Here is a 19553-nt window from a genome sequence, read left to right as displayed (position 1 = left end):
TTGAATTAATTATCTACATTTACGACCACATGAAATAAATAATACGTTGTATCTATAAAAACCATAGACAAAAGGTATTTGAAGAGATATACGTAAATACACAACGGCAAATCGGTAAATATCCTATCTTGTAGTATACAGAGGTGCCTTATTTAGAATTTTAAATGAATTAAAGAATGGGAGATTTTGTTTTTAGTATAAAACATCTGTGTACTTGTACCGGAATGTCAAAAGTCAGAACCCTGACAATTATGGGGGCACTGTTTCTCACCTTTTCTTGTACGCAAAACAAATCTGTACAAGACCCTATACAAAGTGTTACGTTTACCGTGAATGGAGAAGATTTTGAGATGATCCAAATACAAGGCGGTACATTTATGATGGGATGTACAGATGAACAAGGGTGTGATTGTGAGGACAATGAAAAGCCTGCGCATAAAGAAACTGTATCTACTTTTTACATGGGTAAATATGAGGTCACACAAAAATTGTGGAAAGCCGTGATGGGAAGTGATTCTAATCCGTCTGCAAATACCGGCTGTGATGATTGCCCGGTAGAAAATGTAAGCTGGAATGAAGCCCACGAGTTTTTAAGTAAGCTAAATGCTCTTACTGGTAAAACTTTCCGCCTTCCAACAGAAACAGAATGGGAGTATGCAGCACGTGGCGGGAAGCGAAGTGAAGGATATAAGTACAGTGGAAGTAATAACATAGATGAGGTGGCGTGGTATGTTAAGAATTATCAAGAGGGTGGAACTGGAGAAATGAAAACCACACATCCGGTAGGGCTCAAAAAGCCCAATGAGTTGGGGTTGTATGACATGAGTGGAAATGTGTGGGAATGGTGCGAGGATACGTACACTAAAGAATATTATCACGATGGCAAATCAGTCAGTCCGGAATGGCCGTTAAAAGGAGCTACTCTTTTCTTTAGGCGTGTATTGCGGGGAGGTAGTTGGGGAGGTACTTCCCTGGGATGTCGAGTGTCATATATTGATTATGATATAGGAAACTATAATGATGAATATGGAGGCTTCCGGTTCGCTTTAGATTCAAACCAAGAGTAAACTTAAAACATATATTATGAGAAGAGTAGAGATTATTATGTCGTTATTCCTGATAATCGGATTGTTGGGATGCGTGGAAAAAGAGGAAAAGACAAATGTAATCACAGTGGATGTTACTACAACTTATCCTAAGAAAGAATTGGTTCTTCAAGATCTTATGGACGTAGAATATATTCCGTTGGAAACGAACGATGAATTTATAACTCAGGGTAGTGTGATGGCTATAGGTGAAAAATATATATTAGTAAAAAACTGGAGCCATGATGGTAATATTTTTGTTTTTGACAGAAAAACCGGTAAAGGGATAAGAAAAATAAACCGGAAAGGACAGGGGGATGGAGAATATAGTTTTATCAACGGAATTATTTTAGATGAAGATAACAACGAAATGTTTGTCAACTGTGCTTCGACAAAGAAAATATATGTATATGATTTATCGGGAAACTTTAAACGGGACTTTAAGCATGTAGAAGGTGGTGAATATTTAGAAGTATTTAATTACGATAAGAACAATCTGATTTGTTATGATATGTCTTTGTATTATAAGGAGGGACAACCGAGAGAAGAAAACAGATCCTATCACCTGATTATATCGAAGCAAGACGGAAGTGTCACCCAAAAAATTTATATACCTTTTGATGTCATAAAAACTCCGGTTGTACAGAAGGGTGGGGCGGTTGCAATGACTTCTATACGTTCTATAATTCCATATCGGAAAGAATGGTTACTTGTTGAAACTTCCTCCGATACGGTATATAACTATGTACCGGAAAAGAATCAATTAAATCCTTTTCTTATAAAATCTCCTACCAGGGATCTGGAGATACTTCTCACAATGGGAGTTGTTACAGACCGCTATTATTTTATGCATACTGTAAAGAAGGATTTTGATTTTACTACCGGAAGAGGATTTCTTATTACCGATTTAATGTACGACAAGCAGGAGAATGCAGTTTTTGAAGCCAATGTGCTCAATGGTGATTTTGTAGAAAAACAAAACGTAGATATGCTTTCAGATCCTATGAATGGCGATGAAATAGTAGCCATCCAACCATTGGCAGCCAACAAAATTGTTGATGCGTATAAGAATGACGGATTGAAAGGGAAGTTAAAAGAAATAGCTGCCGGACTGGATGAAGAGTCAAATCCGGTGATTATGCTGGTGAAAAATAGAGAATAATATTTAAGGTTTCCGGTGAGAATTTCGCAGGGGGATTTTTAATATTTATACCTAAATATCAGGTTTATAAGAATTAATCGGTTACCGTTTTATTTGAAATAAAACATAAATTCGAAATATATGAAGCAGCTAATTTTTTCGTGTATACTTGTCTTGGGATTTTTCTTTCTTCCGATTTTTGTGAGTGGCACGGATGCCCAAGAAAGTCATCAGTTTAGCATTTCCGGTGAGATAGACGGATTAATGCCCAATGATACTCTTTCCTTCCGGAAAACCACTCTTCCTTATAAAGGAGAGGAGGGGGAAGTCGCTTTTAACGTAATTGTAAGTGATCCCAATAAATTCTTTTACTCAGGTGAACAGCCACATACTCAATATTATAGTATGATATATAAACCCGTTTCAGGTGGATATCAAGCGAGTTCACGACAAGCCCTGATGATTATTGTGGAAGAAGGGGACTATCACCTAAAGGGAGAAACTGATTTTATATACTATAGTACCATTAGCGGTGGACTGTATAACGATCCTTCGTTGAAAGAAATAGTACACCTGGAAGACTCTTTGGAAATCATACGAGCAAAATATGGAAAGATTATCGATGAGGCAAGAAAGAAAGGTGATATGGAGAAGGCTAAGGAATACGTTGATAAGTTCAATCGTTTTCGTAGCAATCATCAAGAATCTTACACTCTCTTACGGCAAAAGATAAAAGAATTGATAGCAAACAATCCATCATCTACTTGGGTGACAGTGGAATATCTTCAAAAGGTTTCGTATGCTGCCCCGGAGGAAATGAAATCTGTGCTGTCGAACATGAACCAAGAGGCTCTGAATAGTTATTATGGGCAGATATTTAGACGGGAGGTGGAGGCAATAGAAAGACTTGCTCCCGGTAATGAGGCTCCTTTATTCTCTGTCACTACTACTGACGGGAAAAGGATCACTTCTGACGATGCCAGAGGTAAATATCTTCTTCTTTATCATTGGGGGCTGTGTCCCGGTTCTATTTCCGTCGATAAGCGGGTCACTGCCTTCTATGAAAAATATAAGGATCATCTTTCCGTTATTGGAATAACGGATGATATGGAAACTATTTGTGAACTGAATAAAAATGTGGGAGAAGATGACGAGGTATTGGGAATGAAACTGAAACCTGTTCTCGAAAATATGGTGGCACATCCATGGCCTGAAGTAGAAAGTAAGGGAGATAATCATAAGATTATAGAAGATTTTGCTTTTGCAGGTCTACCTTATTTTGTTTTTATTTCACCGGATGGGAAAATTATCTCTCGTGACTTTCATAAGGCTTTTGACAAAGCACAGGAGGTGATGAAATCGGAGTTTGGTGATTGAATTTATATTTTGAACTGATAATATATGGAATGAGTTTTATTTGGCGATGCGACTGGTGTCATTTTTACCGGAAGGACAACTTAAAACCGCATTGCAACAAATGACTCCTGAGGATAATCCCATTATTATCCGTTATAGTATTAATTTCCCTGAAACATGAGTGAGTCCGGTTCGGAGATCTTCTTGCTTTGTATCTTTTAGGTAAGATTTGTTTGTCGGTTGTTTCTAAAACGATATATTTGTGAATGAATAATCGTATAATATACAATCTATGATTACAACCCAGTTACTTCATCCCCAAAGCATTGTTGTGGTAGGGGCGTCGAACAATACACATAAGCCGGGCGGTGCTATCTTGAAGAATCTGATAAACGGTGGTTATCAGGGAGAGCTCCGGGCTGTCAACCCCAAAGAAACAGAAGTGCAGGGAGTGCCTTCTTTTGCCGATGCAAAGGAGTTACCCGATACAGATCTCGCTATTCTTGCTATTCCTGCGGCTCTTTGTCCGGAGGTGGTGGAAACACTGGCCGGAGAGAAGCAGACGCGGGCTTTCATAATTCTTTCGGCCGGATTTGGAGAAGAAACGCGGGAAGGCGCTTTATTGGAAGAGCGCATTCTTGAGACTGTTAATAAATACGGTGCTTCACTGATTGGTCCGAATTGTATCGGATTGCTCAATACGTGGCATCACAGTGTGTTTACTCAGCCCATTCCGAACCTGAACCCCCAAGGAGCAGACCTGATCTCCAGTTCCGGGGCTACCGCTGTTTTTATTTTGGAGTCCGCAGTAGCTAAAGGTCTTCAGTTCAATTCTGTTTGGTCAGTAGGAAACGCCAAACAAATTGGAGTAGAGGATGTCCTGCAATACATGGATGAAACTTTCGATCCACAAAAAGACTCAAAAATTAAACTTATCTATATTGAAAGCATTAAGAATCCCGACCGACTGTTGTTCCATGCTTCTTCGTTAATTCGGAAAGGATGTAAAATCGCAGCTATTAAAGCAGGCAGTTCGGAAAGCGGTAGTCGTGCGGCATCTTCACATACCGGAGCTATTGCCAGTTCCGATTCGGCAGTTGAGGCTTTATTTCGTAAAGCCGGCATTGTGCGATGTTATTCACGCGGAGAGTTGACAACGGTTGGTTGTATTTTTACCTTGCCTGAATTGAAGGGACGGAATTTTGCTATTGTTACTCATGCCGGGGGCCCCGGTGTGATGTTGACCGATGCTTTGTCGAAAGGAGGTCTGAACGTTCCGAAATTGGAGGGTCCCCTTGCCGATGAGTTGAAGAGTAAGCTGTTTCCCGGTGCTTCAGTAGGCAATCCAATTGATATTTTGGCAACGGGAACTCCTGAACATTTGGGGATCGCCATTGATTATTGTGAGGAAAAGTTTGAGAATATAGATGCAATTCTTGCTATATTCGGTACGCCGGGACTGGTGACAATGTTTGAGACCTATGAGGTGCTGCACCAGAAAATGCTGACTTGTAAGAAACCTCTTTTTCCGGTTCTTCCTTCAGTACGAACTGCCGGTGAGGAAGTAGCCTTTTTTTTGGAGAAAGGACATGTTAACTTTGCCGATGAGGTGATGTTGGGCACGGCTTTGTCGCGTATCATCAATGCTCCTAAACCGGCTGTGCCGGAGATTGAATTGTTTGGAGTAGATGTACCTCGCATTCGCCGGATTATTGATTCTATTCCGCAGAACGGTTATATTGAACCTCATTATGTTCAGGCCTTGCTTCATTCTGCCGGTATTCCGGTAGTTGAGGAGTTTGTGTCCGGCAATAAAGATGAAGTTCTTGCTTTTGCCCGACGTTGTGGCTTTCCGGTGGTAGCTAAGGTTGTGGGACCTGTACACAAGTCGGATGTAGGAGGGGTGGTACTTAATATAAAAAGTGAGCAACATTTGGCACTTGAGTTCGACCGTATGATGCAGATATCTGAGGCGCGGGCCATCATGGTGCAACCTATGCTGAAAGGGACTGAGTTGTTTATCGGAGCTAAATACGAGGAGAAGTTCGGGCATGTAGTGCTTTGCGGTTTGGGTGGTATCTTTGTGGAAGTCTTGAAAGATGTCTCTTCCGGCTTGGCACCTTTGTCTTATGAGGAGGCCTATTCGATGATTCATTCGCTTCGGGCTTATAAGATTATCCAGGGAACTCGCGGACAGAAAGGGGTGAACGAAGATAAATTCGCGGAAATTATTGTACGTCTGTCCACGTTACTTCGCTTTGCTACAGAAATAAAAGAAATGGATATGAACCCTCTGCTGGCCACTGATAAGGAGGTTATTGCCGTAGACGCCCGTATCCGGATAGAAAAATAAATGCTGTTTTCAGAATAAAAAAGAAGGAAAGCAGATGCAGTATTACACTTATTCCTGCGTTTACTAAAAAGAGATGGACTTAAACGCGAATTCTATATATGAAAAAGAAAAACGAACAATGGCTGCGATATAGTAATCGGGCACTTTCTGGACTACTTGTGTTGCTTGGATTTATGTCTTGTGACAATGGAGGGGGCGATACGCCCCTCGAATATGGTATGCCTTCTGCCAAATATCGGGTGAAAGGTAAAGTTATCGACGCTGATACACAGGAACCTGTTCCGGGTATTGAAGTAGTTTCCGGAGCCGTACATGAAGGTGACGGCAGAGCATGGCTGAGTTATCCGGATACGTTGATCACTGATAAGGATGGGGCTTTTGCCACTGAAAGGGTAGAGTTTCCGTCTAAGAAATATCGTTTTATCGTCCGTGATGTGGATGGTGATTCCAATGGCAGTTACTCTAAAGATAGCGTAGATGTAGACGCTGGTGGGTTTACAGGTGGAAGCCATTGGTATCGGGGAGAAACAGTTATAGAGAAAACAATTCAAATCAAGAAGGAAACGGTAAAAGACGATGAAAAATAATCCGGGACGATTGTCACTTCGCAAACGCCTGGGATTGGAGATAGCCCTTAAAATGAGAAACAATCTCCGGGAATTGCATCCGTTGCGTCAACTTTTCTGGGAATGTACATTACGGTGTAACTTGGCATGTAAACATTGTGGAAGTGATTGCCGGAAAATGTCGGAACAGAAGGATATGCCTGCAGAGGATTTTCTTCGGGTTATAGATTCGATTACACCGCACGTCAATCCTAATGAGGTTAACATTATTATAACCGGAGGTGAACCGCTGATGCGGAATGACCTTGAGGAAGTGGGGTTAGCTCTTTATCGTAGGGGATATCCATGGGGAATTGTATCCAATGGGCTATATTTAACCCGTGAACGGCTCGATAGTCTGATGGCTGCCGGGCTGCATGCTGTTACAATTAGTCTGGATGGCTTTGCAGAGGAGCATAACTGGTTACGTGGTAATCCGGATAGTTATGAAAAGGCGTTGGAGGCCATTAAGATGTTGGTGCACGAACCCGAACTGACCTGGGATGTTGTTACTTGTGTCAATCGTAAGAATTACTCTCATTTGGGAGAGTTAAAAAGCTATTTGTATACTATAGGAGTGCGTAACTGGCGTATTTTTACTATTTTTCCGGTGGGGCGTGCGGCCAGTCATCCGGAATTTCAGTTGACAAATGAAGAATTTACCAGAGTTCTGGAATTTATCAAGCAGGTACGGAAGGAAGGACGTGTCCATCTGAGCTATGGTTGTGAGGGCTTTCTTGGTAATTATGAGAGTGAAGTACGTGATCATTTCTATTCGTGTAATGCGGGTATCAGTGTGGCTTCTGTCTTAGCCGACGGCTCTATTTCAGCCTGTCCCAGCATACGCAGTAATTTTCATCAAGGCAATATTTATAAAGATAACTTTATGGAAGTATGGGAGAAGCGCTTTCAGATGTTCCGTGATCGTGAGTGGGCACGTAAGGGTGAATGTGCGGATTGTAGCTTTTTCCGTTATTGTGAAGGTAACGGTATGCATTTGCACAATGACGAAGGGGAGCTCCTCTTTTGTCATCAGAAGAGGATTGTAAAACTTTAGGAGATTATTTGGAGCTATTTTTATAGATTGGGATAATTAGGGACTGATTCATGCTTTATTTAGAGGCTATTATAGTATTTTGATCATATACATGAAGGACTTACCTTTGCAGATACCAAAATCAGACAATGATGAGTGAACACACAAAAAATATTCTATTACTATTATTCACTATGATACTTATAGGATGTGAAAAGCAACACCCATCATTGCCTTTATTACTTAATGCCGAAAGGTTAATCGAAACTTACCCTGACAGTGCCAATATAATTTTAGCTGGAATACCTTCTCCTGACGCTCTAAGTATAGCCGAATTCTCTTTGTGGTGTATGCTGAAAGGAAAAGTTGCTGATAAACTGAACAATAACAATCTGCCTTCTCCCTGTGATCTGGATCGTGCACTGGCATGGTACATGAAACATGGAAGCACCGAAGATCAAGCGAAGATGCAGCTTTATTTGGGACGTTCTTATTATGCCGACGGTGAATATGATAAGGCTATGAGTAACTATGTGGAAGCCTTGCATTCTGCCAAAAATAATGGGTTGTTTAATACTTCAGGCTATATCTGTACGTATATAGCTGATTTATATAACTTGAACGATATGCCACAAATGGCAATGAATCAATATGAAGACTCTAAGGTATTGTTTGAGAAAGCGGGAAATAGAAAAAGCCACATCTATGCAATAAGGAATATTGCCCGACAATGGTGTGCTTTGGACTCTTTTGATCGAGCATTGTGTTGTATAAAAGAAGCTGATTCTCTTGCACAAGGTTTAAGTGATAAAAGGATTCAATCAATTATAGAAAATGCTTTTGGGAATATATATCGTGATTTGAAACGGTACGAAGAAGCAGAAGACTATTATATAAAATCGGTTTCCTACGATTCTATTAATACAACTTACAGCTATTTGGGGCTAATCAATCTATATTTAGAAACGGGATTCCCCCAAAAAGCACGAATGGCATTGAACAAGGTTTCTTCGAAATTCCCTCCGGGAGAATTTTCAATTAGAAAGGCTTACTATAGGATTAATAAAGCAGAGGGTAATTACCAGTCTGCATTAGAGAATCTGGAAGAGTATCAATGCGCTGTTGATTCTATTACTATGGCTCAACATGCATCAAGAGTGTTGGAAATAGAGAAAAAGTATAGTAACTTTAAATTAAGAGAAAAAGTTAATGAGCTGACAATCCAGCAACAACGTTACATCATAATCCTCTGTATGTGCGTCTTCTTTCTGAGTGTTATAATTTTCATGTACTTTCTTTATAAACAAAAGATAAAAAACAAACTGGACAAACAAACGATAGAATTAGCTGCAAAGAAAATCGAATTATTGAATTCAACTATTGAATTGGAAGAAAAGAGGCAGCAGCTGTCCCAGTTAGTTGACCTGAAAGATAAAAATGAAGGTGCAATTAATGAATTGCAAGAAGAAATTGACAATTTAACACAAAAATATCATCAGTTGCAAAGAGTGAAAATTAATAGTTCCCCCATTTATAAAAAACTGTTGGAATTAACCAATCATAAAGCTCCCCGGGAAGAGGGTTTATTGACAGAAAAGTTATGGAACTCCATAGTGGAAGAGAGTACGGATACATTCCCAAATCTCAAATCTCATGTATATAGCCTGTGTCTGGAACTTACGGAACAGGAGTGGAAGTACTGTTGTCTGGTTATGTTTAATTTCGATTCTAATATTGAAGCTGACTTGTTGGGTATTTCTCCAAACTCTGTCTCTAAAAAAAGAGTAAGATTACGCCAGCGTCTTGGATTAAACTCTTTACCTAAAACAACTCTTTACGAGCATTTACTTACTAATCTATAACTTAGGTACAGCATAAAATCGGTGTCGGATTTTACTTTTTTTCAATATACTTCCAATTATTCGGTATAAATACAATATTTGCTTGAGAAACAGATAGGCATTATTCCCTTTGTCCATCAAAAATCATATAAATTACTGATATTCAATATGTGATTGTCCATGCCTAATTGCAGCAAAATGGATGTATTTATTAAATTTGCTATTAATTTTGCTGTGTCTAATCAAAAAAAACAGCAAGTTATGAAAAAAGTAAAATTACTATTTATTCTATCGTTATTATTTTGTTTGGTTCCAAGAGCCATAACAAAAAATACATCTTTGAACGCAGTGCAGGAGCGGAACATAAGTCTTTCAGAAAGCTGGGAAGTTGTAAGAGGCTTACCGTCTGTTGAAGCATCGATAAATTATGAAGAGGAGTTATTGTATGTAAAATTTAATATAACTTTTGATAATGTAAATATTGAGATTAAGGATGCACATAACACTGTCCTTGTCCATGATCTCGTCCATCCAATCGAGAATATGACTTATACTATCTCGATGAAAGGTTTGCCGCTAAATAAAGGATATAAGTTACATATACATAATCAATACGGAGAAGCAACCGGACTATTTTTCTTATAATTAAGCATATAGAGAGATAATGTATTTATAAAAGGTCCTGCAAATCCAACTGTTTTATTTGTTATTTCGGGTTGTTGGGGCATAGCAGGGGTGATTGATAGATTATTACGTACATTTGGTAAATACAGTCTCGGGAAGAAACAGATTCTATATAGCAGAAATTTATTATAAGATTTTAGAAAATTATTCGCAATGGCTTGACAATAAGGGAGGTGCCGAAGGTTAATTCACCGGGGCACTTCCCTTAAGTTATCAATGGCTACTATTTACAATCACTCTTTTACTTTCTCAATTTGGCGAATAATACGATATTATTGTCGTTTTCATTGAGAGACTTAATTAAGTCTTGTACCTTTTTCTTTCTGTCAGCTGCCAGTCCTTTCTTATTGACTTCTTTCTCAAGTATTTCTTTCAATGCCAGTGGTTCCATATTAGTGACATAATACCCATTACTGAATGAAGGGTAGATTGTCGAACTGGGAGTAGTAAGGAAGTCGTTGTAAAGACGGACATAATTGCCGTGCAAAGTTTTCTTGTTAACTATGTAATAAGCCGGTTTAGAACTGGAGAATGTGTTCTCGTCTACTTGTACTGGGAAAGATACATCGCCTATGAAATGATTGGGTATCTCATAATAACCGTGCCAAGGCAGATTATCGTTTGATGGATATTTTACAGTAAAACGCCCTTCCAGTTTGTTTTTTGCGGCATTATAGTGGTATAGAGTATCTATACTTGGTTTGGGTATAATTTTGAGTAGCATGACATCATAAGCAGAGGTATTATTTCCCATCAATACTTCGTTGCTGAAATCCTGTGGCATAGAAAGACTGCCCGGTGCTACAAAGTTTTTACGCTTACCCTTTAAATCTTGAGTCCATACTACTGCAGGCCAGTTGGGGAATGGCAAAACGGTGACTGTGACTTCTGATTTAGCAGTATTTACCCGGAATTTTCCTTTGGGAACTCGCAAACATAGGGGAATAGGGTCTAATGCATTGCCTTTTAAGTCAAATACCAATATCTTGTTGCTTTGCCAGGGTAAAATGTAGATGCGGTTATTTGCTTCGTCCAGTTGTTCGGCATATGTATTAAGGTATTCGTTTGGTCCCTGTCCATACGATCCGATAGTGGCAATAAACTTACCCGAACGATCGAATAGTTTGTAAGGGGTCTGTTTGTTATTGCTTACTAAAATATATTTCTCTCCGATGGTCGTTCGTACCCAGTCACCAATAAGCGCTTCATCCCGATTGTCGAGTTTTACAATTTGTAATTCTTCTGTCAACTGGCTCAATGGGAAATTTACGGTATCTTTCAGTGCTTTTAAGTCGCAACTGATCAACGGGCCATTGGGAGTATTCGTAAGTTTGGCAACTGTGGGTGATTTTGCGAGTGGATCGTTGTCCCCCGTTGTAAAAGCAAAAGTTGGCAATAAACAGCAGATTGCCAAACTGTGATAAATCATTCTGGTTTTCATAAGCATAAATAATTAGATGAATAATCAAACGCGTTTTGTAATAGCAAAATTAGCTATTAGTGGGAGGGAGGACAAAAAAACAGGCGGACAAAAATAGACGCTTGACTGTTGCTTAGTTTGTTGCTGCTCAGTGTATTAGTTGTGGACTTTCCTTTTCGTCTGGCGGACAACTATTATCAGAAGCTTTGGAGAATGGCGTCTAAACTGAGAGTTTCATCAGAAATATGCATCTTTTCTGTTTTAATTCGGTACTTGCGTTTAGTGATGGCTGCTTTACTGACACAATAGATATCCGATAGGTCTTGTATGTTCACATTGATCTTTACCAGGCAGCAAAAACAAATATCTTTCTCACTGAGTTGTGGATAATTTTCTTGCAGCCGGTCAACGAAATTATTAAATGCATCATTTACCGCTTGTTTTACTTCGCTCCATTCTGCATCATTTACAGTGATTTTCCGGCTGTTTGGACTATCTTCCGGAGAGTTTTCTGTATGGAGGGAAGGAAGCTTCTGGAAGAAAGAGATGTGACGGAATAGGGCTTCACGCATTTCACTTTCTTTATTACGCATGAAAATCTCTTTTTCGCGTAGCGCACTTAGTTCAGCTTCTTTATGCAATAATTCATTCTCGTGTTGCAATCGGCGAGCCTCTTCTTCTGCCTGTTCTGCTTGCAGTTTTCGCTCCGATAGCAATCTTTTCTTCTTTTCCTGATGATAGAAAAATGATATCAGTAGGGCTATGAATAATAGAATAACTGTGATTCCCATCATCCATAATTCTTTCTCTTGCTGAGTGAGACGCAGTTGATACAGCTCATTCTGAAGCTTGGCTTCGTTGTATTTTCTGGTAGTCTCTTCTGTCTTAACGTTTAATGTAAGATTGCCATACAGTATATCTTCATTTTTTGCCAGATAATATGCCTGCTCAGGATATTGTGTCGCATTTATTAACCGGAACAGGCGGGAGGTTGCTTCTGCCGCGATATATGGTGAGGTTGAGATAGCTGCTTGTTTATAATAGTATTGGGCCGAATCCAGTTGGTGCAAGGATTGGAATATTTGTCCGCGGATCAATTGATAGTAGGGTACGTCATAACGATTACGGCGATACGAGCGGAGCTCCAGCATGGATTCCAGTGCTTTGTTGAAATCTTGCTGCTGTAGATGATAATTCACAATATCTTCGGCTATGGAATAGTTTAGATAACGGTATTCTTTTGAAGGGGCAAGCCATTCAAGCATCTTATAATATCCTTCTATTGCTTCGTCTGTCTTTCCCATTTTTTTTAATATTTCCAATCGGCTCCGATGGTCGTAAAATAAAGATAGAGTATCATTAGATGGATTATTCAGTGTCAGTACGCTATTTGCCAGATCAAGGGCTTGCGAATATTTTTTTAGATTAAAGTAGGCAAATTTTTGCATGTTGTAATAATACCTCTGTTGGCTATATGTCATATACTTTTTCTTGTTTTGAAGGGATGAAGCGACATGTAAAACAGAATCCGGCTGGTGCTTGTAAAAGTAACTGTTAGCTTGTTCCAGTTGAGCCTGTAACCATTGGGCTGTATCTCCATATTGTAAAAAAAGTGGGATGCATACTTTAAGTAGAGAATCTTTGGGCTTTTGAGTTTTCCACAATGTGGCTTTGTATAATTGGAAGCAGTATTCAGCCCGCTGTTTATTGGTTAGATGGTTTGGTTCTTGTATTTGTTGAAGATAAAACAACATACTGTCTGTAGAGACTTTTTCCATTTCTACAGACTTACTAAGCAAAGTTCGTGTAGAGTCTTTGCATCCGGCCATTCCATATGATAACAAGATAAGACAGAGTGTGATAAGGAGGTTTTCTTTCATTATAACTTTGCTCTTCATAACATTATCCAGCCCAATTCTCTCGATCTAAGTTCCGGTAGCTGATGGCTTCTGCCAAATGCTCTGGTTTTATTTGTCCGCTTCCTTCCAGATCGGCTATCGTACGAGATACTTTCAAGATACGATCATAAGCGCGGGCTGAAAGATTGAGGCGTTCCATGGCACTTTTCAACAGTGACAAACCTTTTGTTTCAGGCTGTGCAAAAGCCGATAGTTGCTTGCTTGTCATTTGAGCATTGCAATAAGTTCCCGGATAACAAGCAAATCTTTCTTCCTGTATCTGTCGGGCCTTAATCACTCTTTGCCTGATGGCTGCACTGGATTCTCCTTGTCGTTGTTCTGAGATCTTTTCAAATGGTACAGGAACTATTTCAATTTGAATATCAATCCGGTCCAGCAGAGGACCGGATATCTTATTCAGGTATTTTTGTACTTGTCCCGGATTACAGACACATGGTTTGGTCGGATGGTTGTAATAGCCACACGGACACGGGTTCATAGACGCTACCAGCATGAAACTGGCAGGATAGTCGATCGTGCTTTTTACGCGTGAAATGGTGATACGACGGTCTTCAAGAGGTTGACGCAATACTTCGAGCACACTGCGGTTAAACTCCGGTAGCTCGTCCAGAAAGAGGACTCCATTATGTGCCAGGCTGATTTCTCCCGGTTGCGGAAAACTGCCTCCGCCTACCATAGCTACTTGTGAGATGGTGTGGTGTGGATCCCGAAAGGGACGTTGGGATATCAGAGAAGAGTTGCGCCCTAACTTGCCGGCTACTGAATGTATTTTGGTTGTTTCAAGGCTTTCACCTAAGGATAGAGGGGGCAAAATGGAAGGCAGCCTTTTTGCCATCATCGATTTACCGCTGCCCGGCGCTCCTACCATAATGAGGTTGTGGCCTCCTGCAGCCGCCACCTCAAGTGCGCGTTTCACATTTTCTTGTCCTTTCACATCTGCAAAATCGTATTCAAAGTCACTTTGGCAGGCATAAAATTCTTCACGGGTCTGGACTGTAGTCGGTGTCAGTTCGTGTTTATCATTGATGAATTCAATAACTTCCTGTATATTACTCACTCCGTATACCGACAAGTGATTGACTACTGCCGCTTCCCGTGCGTTTTGCAAAGGAACGATTAACCCGGTAAATCCTTCTTCCCGTGCTTTGATAGCTATGGGCAAAGCTCCTTTGATGGGTTGGATTGTTCCATCGAGGCTGAGTTCTCCCATTATCATATAGCGAGATAGTTTCTGGGATGAAATAGTCTCGCTGGCAGCCAACATTCCGATAGCCAATGGCAGATCGTAAGATGAGCCCTCCTTGCGGATATCTGCCGGGGCCATGTTGATAACAATATTGCTGGTAGGCATCTTGTACCCGGTTACTTGCAGGGCAGACAGAATACGCTGGTGGCTTTCTTTGACTGCTGAGTCGGGAAGGCCTACCATGTAGAACATGCATCCTCGTGAACTGTTGACTTCTATAGTGATGAGGGTTGCTTCAATGCCTTGTACAGCCGCTCCGAATACTTTTATAAGCACGTGTTTCTAATGATTTTGAGGTTAGTGACTCGATTTTAGCGTTTAGTTCTTCCGGATTTCTTTTCTTCGGTTTTCAGTAATTCTTTTAGTTTATTGGTAAGTGCTTCTCCTTTGATGTCTCTTGCCAGAATTCTGCCGGTTGGCGAGATCAGGATATTGGTTGGTAGCGTCAGTATTGCATACTGCTTGGCTGTTTCTGAACTTAAACCGGTAAAATCGCATACTTGCTCCCAATTCAGGCTATCTTTACTGATGGCTGTTTCCCATGCTTTCTTATCTATATCAAGCGATATGCCTAATATGGCAAAGTTCTTGTTTCTCTTATATTCCTTATTTAGTCTTTTCAGCTCTGTATTGGTTTCGGATGATTGGTCACACCACGAAGCCCAGAAATTAAGTAGAAGATATTTGTCTCTGAACTTTTCAGCTGAACGTGATAACTTCTCACCTTTTTTATTGGGTAAACTAAAATAAGGAGCAGATTTACCAACAGTCACTTTTTCCAGTTGATCAATATAGTCGCTGATATTTTCAATATAAGGACGATCAAGGAGTGCTCCCGTCATGCTTTCGGTTATTTCTTTTATTTTGGTATAATCCGGCTGTGGCGTCTGCACAAAATATTTGTCGAGGAGATAAATGCTGGCCAGTGAGGAGTTGTGTTGGCGGATAAATGTTTCGGCTTTTTCCTGCATCATTTTATTGGATGCCTGACCCAAACTTTTCTGTTCTTTCATAAAAAGACTCAAGCTTGTGTTCGGTTCATTGCCATCTATGTCCAAATGGCTGAGATCATTGGCATTTCCCTTTATCTTAATTTGGTTTCCTTTGTCCAGGAAGAGCGGATACTCTACATTCCCGTTTATCAGGAGTACAGTTGCTGTGAGCGTATCGATTACTGTCGAATCTACGTTGAGATTGTAGCTAAACTTACCTTCTTGTGCATAAATAGTATCTATGCGATCATATAGAGCGTCTGTTCCATATAAGTAGAGTGTGTCGTTAGTCAGTCCCTTAAGTTCACCTTCCAGACTGATTTGGGTGCTGTTGCTTTTACAGGCAAACAGGCAAAACACGGTAATAAATAGAATCCCTATCTTTCTCATTCTTATTTCTTTTCTGCGAAAGTAAGGGTTTTGTAGATAAAAAAAAAGAATTGCCCGCCATTTATGTGGCGGACAACTCCTTTTTTATATTTTTCTCAATTAAGTCTCGCTTATTTTACGATGTTCATGAAATCAGAATTCGTATAATATTTAGCGAATTCAAGGTCTGTAGCAGCTTTCTTAGCCAAAGCCGGGTTCTTAGCTACAGCGCTCTTCAAGCTGCTTGTCAGCATAGAAGTGTTGTTAGTTCTTGCACCCAGAACAGCCATCAGATAGTCTGTGTAAGCATCCGGAGTTGAGATACCAGCCAAAGTGTTTTTAGCTTTGTTGTAGTCCTTAGCCAGGATCTGTGCCAAAGCAGCACTGTTTGTTTTAGTGTCTCCAAATGCGTTTACTGCTCTTTCGTATTGTCCCTGAGCTACGTACAGGTTACCCAATGTTTCGTTCAGTTCTTTAGCACCGGCAGCTTTACCTAAGTATGACTCAGCAGCAGCTTTGTCACCCTTAGCCAGAGCGATCAAACCTAAGTTCATGTTTACTTCAGGAGCAGCTTTAATGCTTTCTGCCTTTTTCACGTATGATTGAGCCTTGTCCAAATCACCTGCTTGATAAGCCAGTTTACCCAAGTTGTTGAATGCACGGTAGTCATTCGGGAACTGCTGAGAAGCTTTTGTATAGATGTCAGCCTTCTTTGCTGGGTCGTTAGTCAGTGTAGCAGCATACAGGATTTCTTCCAGATTCAACTGTTTCGGATCTGTTGCAGCCAGATTAGCGATTTCTTCATCAGACTTACCGATGATTTCATAGTTCAAAGTCAAACGAGAACGACGCAACTGCGGCAGGATTTCGTCAGCCAAAGTTTTGTATACAGAAGAGATGTTTTTGATTTCTGTCTCTCTTTGTTCCGGATCCTGATACATAGACAGAACACGAAGAATCAGTTCTTTATCCTGAATGTTTGATTTAGAAACCAGTTCCTGGAAACCTTCCCAGTCCTGAGCAGTATATTTAGCATCAACCGGAACTTCGATTTTAGCTTTCTTCAGGTCTTTATTGATCAGTTTAGTTGTGTTACCTTCACGGTTCTCAGCCAAACCTGTGTTCAGTTTCACACCACCATCAGGAGAAGCATAAGCCGAAATTTCGATATTGCTGATCTTTTTGTTTTCTGCATCGTTTACGTTAGCAACTTCCTTGTTGAATTCCTTAGCGGTTTTCAATTCGCTTGAACGGATGTTAGCCTGTTGGATAAGGAACATGATGTTAGCGTTGTGTGCTTCTTTGATGATACGTTGGAAAGCGTCGTCACCCAAAGCCGGATTAGCGCTGCTCAAAGTATTGTTAATCAATTCAGAAGTAGAGATCACACCGTCTGCGATCTTCACTGCAGGGATAGCGATTGTTTTTTTTCCAACTTTTGCGTTGAATTCAAGGTACAGTTCAGACTTAGCCATTTCAGGAACATAGTCGAATGTAGTTTTCATCGTGTAATTACCACCCATCTTGTAAGAGATAGTCTGGTCGTTACCTTCTACCTTTTCACCCTGGAATACAGCAGGCTGTCCTTTCACTTGTCCACCTTCCCATTTCAGGACCGGAGTTACTTCAACAACTGCGTTCTTTTTGAAATACTTTTCAGGGAACTTTCCGTTGATAGTCACAGGAACTTTACCACCTACAGCTTCCAGTACCTGAGGAGTCGTAGTGAAGTAATCAGATGACAGTGCACCCATTTTGTTGCTACATGATGACAATGCAACAACCAATGCCATAAGTAAAGGCAAATACAACTTCTTGATCATTTTAGGTATAAATTAAATGTTTGTAATTGAAATTTTGTCTATTCAATACGCATCTGTGGATTGCCCATAAATGCCACGCAAAGATATTAATTCTTATACATTTAGGCAAATACACCCTTAATTTTATTATAATTTAATGAAAACTGTCGCATTCCTGAGCTGTTCAGCACTATTTCTCTCTCTAAATAACGCCAAACCAGACTTTATTGTTTATTGAAATGCCTTTTTTCTTGCCGATATTTGATGTTGCGCGGATGGTGTTCTATGATTTCACTTCGCAGCATATTACGGTCGATATGTGTGTAAATCTCGGTGGTCGAAATTGATTCATGTCCGAGCATGCATTGAATAGCTCTCAGGTTGGCGCCTCCTTCAAGAAGGTGTGTTGCGAAAGAATGCCGGAATGTGTGTGGACTGATGTTTTTGGTGATACCTGCCATATCGGCCAGTTCTTTGATAAGATGAAAGATCATGATACGTGATAGATGTGTTCCCCGTCTGCTTAAAAACAGATAATCCTCATAATCTTTTTTTATGTTAATCCGGTTTCGATCCATGAAATAGTATTTTATTTCCTGAATGGCTCTGGGGGAGATGGGCACCAATCGTTGTTTACTACCTTTTCCTTCTACTTTAATGAATCCTTCATTAAAATAAAGATCTGATAGTTTTAAGTTGGTTAATTCCGAAACCCGTAAACCACAGCTATAGAGTGTCTCCAATATTGCCCGATTTCGCTGTCCCTCATTTTTGCTCAGATCTACAGTTGAGATGATACGGTCTATTTCCTCTACAGTCAATACTTCCGGTAGTTTAAAACCAATCTTGGGACCTTCCAGTAATTCACTCGGATCAGCTTCTATATAATCGGCCATTATCAGAAAATGGAAGAAAGACTTGATGCCGGAAATGATGCGTGCCTGTGACCGGGCATGGATACCGATATCATGCAGTCCGGCTGCAAAACGCTGAAGGTCTTTCAGGCTGATTTCCAGTATATCCACACCTTCATCCGATAAAAAGTTCAATAGCTTGTCCAAATCCGTCAAATAAGCATCCAATGTGTTTTTGGATAATGACTTTTCCAGTTTCAGATACTGTTGGTACTTTTTGATAATCAACCCTTGCACATCCTTCTTTTTTGTTTTTTCGTCTAATTTCATTTCTTTTTTCTACCTTTGCATCTTGAAATATTGTTCTCGAAGACAAAGGTATTAAAAATAGCAGGATTGTGTTATGAGGATACAAATTATTAATGGTCCCAATATTAATCTTTTGGGCAAGCGTGAACCTTCTATATATGGAAGCGTTACATTTGAAGAGTATTTAGGTGAGCTTCGTAAAAAATATCCCGATGTGGAGTTGGGTTATTTCCAGTCGAACGTTGAAGGAGAAATGATAGATAAAATTCAGCAGACCGGTTTCGATGTGGATGGAATCATTTTGAATGCAGGAGCTTATACGCACACTTCCATTGCTTTGCAGGATGCCATCCGTTCCGTTCCCTCTCCTGTGATTGAGGTTCATATTTCCAATGTTCATGCCCGCGAGTCGTTCCGTCATGTTTCTATGATTGCTTGTGCCTGTAAAGGTGTGATTTGTGGATTTGGATTGAACTCATATCGTCTGGCACTTGAGGCTTTATTAGATAAATAGGTATAAATATAAATAGGTAGATAGATT

At 40.1% G+C, this 19553-nt stretch carries 15 protein-coding genes; 9 read left to right on the top strand and 6 right to left on the bottom strand.

What is annotated here, in order from left to right; genetic code table 11:
* The first annotated feature begins 176 nt into the window (after positions 1 to 176).
* From G7Y45_RS02965 to G7Y45_RS02930, 8 genes are all read left to right on the top strand, one after another.
* On the top strand, positions 177 to 1067 hold the full coding sequence (locus G7Y45_RS02965) for a formylglycine-generating enzyme family protein (protein ID WP_022012091.1): 891 nt from the start codon (positions 177 to 179) through the stop codon (positions 1065 to 1067).
* A 16-nt stretch (positions 1068 to 1083) separates the two neighbouring features.
* Positions 1084 to 2247, top strand: a complete 1164-nt coding sequence (locus G7Y45_RS02960) for a 6-bladed beta-propeller (RefSeq protein WP_165016549.1) — start codon at positions 1084 to 1086, stop codon at positions 2245 to 2247.
* Between the two features lie 120 nt (positions 2248 to 2367).
* Positions 2368 to 3603: a redoxin domain-containing protein gene (locus G7Y45_RS02955; RefSeq protein ID WP_032536902.1), complete on the top strand. Its 1236-nt coding sequence runs from the start codon at positions 2368 to 2370 to the stop codon at positions 3601 to 3603.
* A 271-nt stretch (positions 3604 to 3874) separates the two neighbouring features.
* Entirely contained in the window at positions 3875 to 5935 is a 2061-nt protein-coding gene (locus tag G7Y45_RS02950; RefSeq protein WP_005811793.1) for an acetate--CoA ligase family protein, read from the top strand.
* A 98-nt stretch (positions 5936 to 6033) separates the two neighbouring features.
* Positions 6034 to 6522 carry a radical SAM-associated putative lipoprotein gene (locus G7Y45_RS02945; RefSeq protein ID WP_005781724.1) on the top strand — a complete coding sequence of 163 codons (489 nt, stop codon included), beginning with the start codon at positions 6034 to 6036 and terminating at the stop codon, positions 6520 to 6522.
* Positions 6512 to 7597, top strand: a complete 1086-nt coding sequence (locus tag G7Y45_RS02940) for a TIGR04133 family radical SAM/SPASM protein (protein ID WP_165016547.1) — start codon at positions 6512 to 6514, stop codon at positions 7595 to 7597. The genes G7Y45_RS02945 and G7Y45_RS02940 overlap by 11 nt, the downstream gene beginning before the upstream one ends.
* Before the next feature lie 128 nt (positions 7598 to 7725).
* Positions 7726 to 9438: a tetratricopeptide repeat protein gene (locus G7Y45_RS02935; RefSeq protein ID WP_234059416.1), complete on the top strand. Its 1713-nt coding sequence runs from the start codon at positions 7726 to 7728 to the stop codon at positions 9436 to 9438.
* Positions 9439 to 9615: 177 nt separating this feature from the next.
* Positions 9616 to 10062 (top strand): DUF3244 domain-containing protein, encoded by a 447-nt coding sequence (locus tag G7Y45_RS02930; protein ID WP_165016545.1) that lies wholly within the window; start codon positions 9616 to 9618, stop codon positions 10060 to 10062.
* Positions 10063 to 10342: 280 nt separating this feature from the next.
* Here G7Y45_RS02930 and G7Y45_RS02925 read toward each other — a convergent pair whose 3' ends face one another.
* The 6 genes from G7Y45_RS02925 to xerD form a co-directional block, all read right to left on the bottom strand.
* The gene (locus G7Y45_RS02925) at positions 10343 to 11542 is read right to left on the bottom strand and encodes a 6-bladed beta-propeller (RefSeq protein ID WP_005811787.1); all 1200 of its coding nucleotides are present in this window, start codon (positions 11540 to 11542) and stop codon (positions 10343 to 10345) included.
* Between the two features lie 176 nt (positions 11543 to 11718).
* Positions 11719 to 13401: a hypothetical protein gene (locus G7Y45_RS02920; protein ID WP_165016576.1), complete on the bottom strand. Its 1683-nt coding sequence runs from the start codon at positions 13399 to 13401 to the stop codon at positions 11719 to 11721.
* 22 nt (positions 13402 to 13423) lie between these two features.
* A complete protein-coding gene (locus tag G7Y45_RS02915) occupies positions 13424 to 14962 on the bottom strand; it encodes a YifB family Mg chelatase-like AAA ATPase (RefSeq protein ID WP_005811785.1) in 1539 nt (512 codons plus the stop codon).
* Positions 14963 to 14997: 35 nt separating this feature from the next.
* On the bottom strand, positions 14998 to 16068 hold the full coding sequence (locus G7Y45_RS02910) for a TlpA disulfide reductase family protein (RefSeq protein ID WP_005811784.1): 1071 nt from the start codon (positions 16066 to 16068) through the stop codon (positions 14998 to 15000).
* A 110-nt stretch (positions 16069 to 16178) separates the two neighbouring features.
* Positions 16179 to 17870, bottom strand: coding sequence for a tetratricopeptide repeat protein (locus tag G7Y45_RS02905; RefSeq protein ID WP_005811783.1), 1692 nt, complete (start codon positions 17868 to 17870; stop codon positions 16179 to 16181).
* A 203-nt stretch (positions 17871 to 18073) separates the two neighbouring features.
* Positions 18074 to 19033, bottom strand: a complete 960-nt coding sequence (gene xerD, locus G7Y45_RS02900) for a site-specific tyrosine recombinase XerD (protein WP_005811782.1) — start codon at positions 19031 to 19033, stop codon at positions 18074 to 18076.
* 73 nt (positions 19034 to 19106) lie between these two features.
* Between xerD and aroQ the strand changes: the two genes are divergently transcribed.
* The gene (aroQ, locus tag G7Y45_RS02895) at positions 19107 to 19526 is read left to right on the top strand and encodes a type II 3-dehydroquinate dehydratase (RefSeq protein WP_005781735.1); all 420 of its coding nucleotides are present in this window, start codon (positions 19107 to 19109) and stop codon (positions 19524 to 19526) included.
* Positions 19527 to 19553: the final 27 nt, after the last annotated feature.

This window comes from Bacteroides sp. ZJ-18 (assembly GCF_011038705.2).
GTDB classification, from domain to species: domain Bacteria; phylum Bacteroidota; class Bacteroidia; order Bacteroidales; family Bacteroidaceae; genus Bacteroides; species Bacteroides hominis.
This window is presented reverse-complemented; position numbering and strand designations above follow the sequence as displayed.

Bases quoted from the DNA above. Each gene is read 5' to 3' on its own strand.
- G7Y45_RS02965 (WP_022012091.1), top strand. From the start codon at position 177: ATGGGAGATTTTGTTTTTAGTATAAAACATCTGTGTACTTGTACCGGA.
- G7Y45_RS02960 (WP_165016549.1), top strand. From the start codon at position 1,084: ATGAGAAGAGTAGAGATTATTATGTCGTTATTCCTGATAATCGGATTG.
- G7Y45_RS02955 (WP_032536902.1), top strand. From the start codon at position 2,368: ATGAAGCAGCTAATTTTTTCGTGTATACTTGTCTTGGGATTTTTCTTT.
- G7Y45_RS02950 (WP_005811793.1), top strand. From the start codon at position 3,875: ATGATTACAACCCAGTTACTTCATCCCCAAAGCATTGTTGTGGTAGGG.
- G7Y45_RS02945 (WP_005781724.1), top strand. From the start codon at position 6,034: ATGAAAAAGAAAAACGAACAATGGCTGCGATATAGTAATCGGGCACTT.
- G7Y45_RS02940 (WP_165016547.1), top strand. From the start codon at position 6,512: ATGAAAAATAATCCGGGACGATTGTCACTTCGCAAACGCCTGGGATTG.
- G7Y45_RS02935 (WP_234059416.1), top strand. From the start codon at position 7,726: ATGATGAGTGAACACACAAAAAATATTCTATTACTATTATTCACTATG.
- G7Y45_RS02930 (WP_165016545.1), top strand. From the start codon at position 9,616: ATGGATGTATTTATTAAATTTGCTATTAATTTTGCTGTGTCTAATCAA.
- G7Y45_RS02925 (WP_005811787.1), bottom strand. From the start codon at position 11,542: ATGAAAACCAGAATGATTTATCACAGTTTGGCAATCTGCTGTTTATTG.
- G7Y45_RS02920 (WP_165016576.1), bottom strand. From the start codon at position 13,401: ATGAAAGAAAACCTCCTTATCACACTCTGTCTTATCTTGTTATCATAT.
- G7Y45_RS02910 (WP_005811784.1), bottom strand. From the start codon at position 16,068: ATGAGAAAGATAGGGATTCTATTTATTACCGTGTTTTGCCTGTTTGCC.
- G7Y45_RS02905 (WP_005811783.1), bottom strand. From the start codon at position 17,870: ATGATCAAGAAGTTGTATTTGCCTTTACTTATGGCATTGGTTGTTGCA.
- xerD (WP_005811782.1), bottom strand. From the start codon at position 19,033: ATGAAATTAGACGAAAAAACAAAAAAGAAGGATGTGCAAGGGTTGATT.
- aroQ (WP_005781735.1), top strand. From the start codon at position 19,107: ATGAGGATACAAATTATTAATGGTCCCAATATTAATCTTTTGGGCAAG.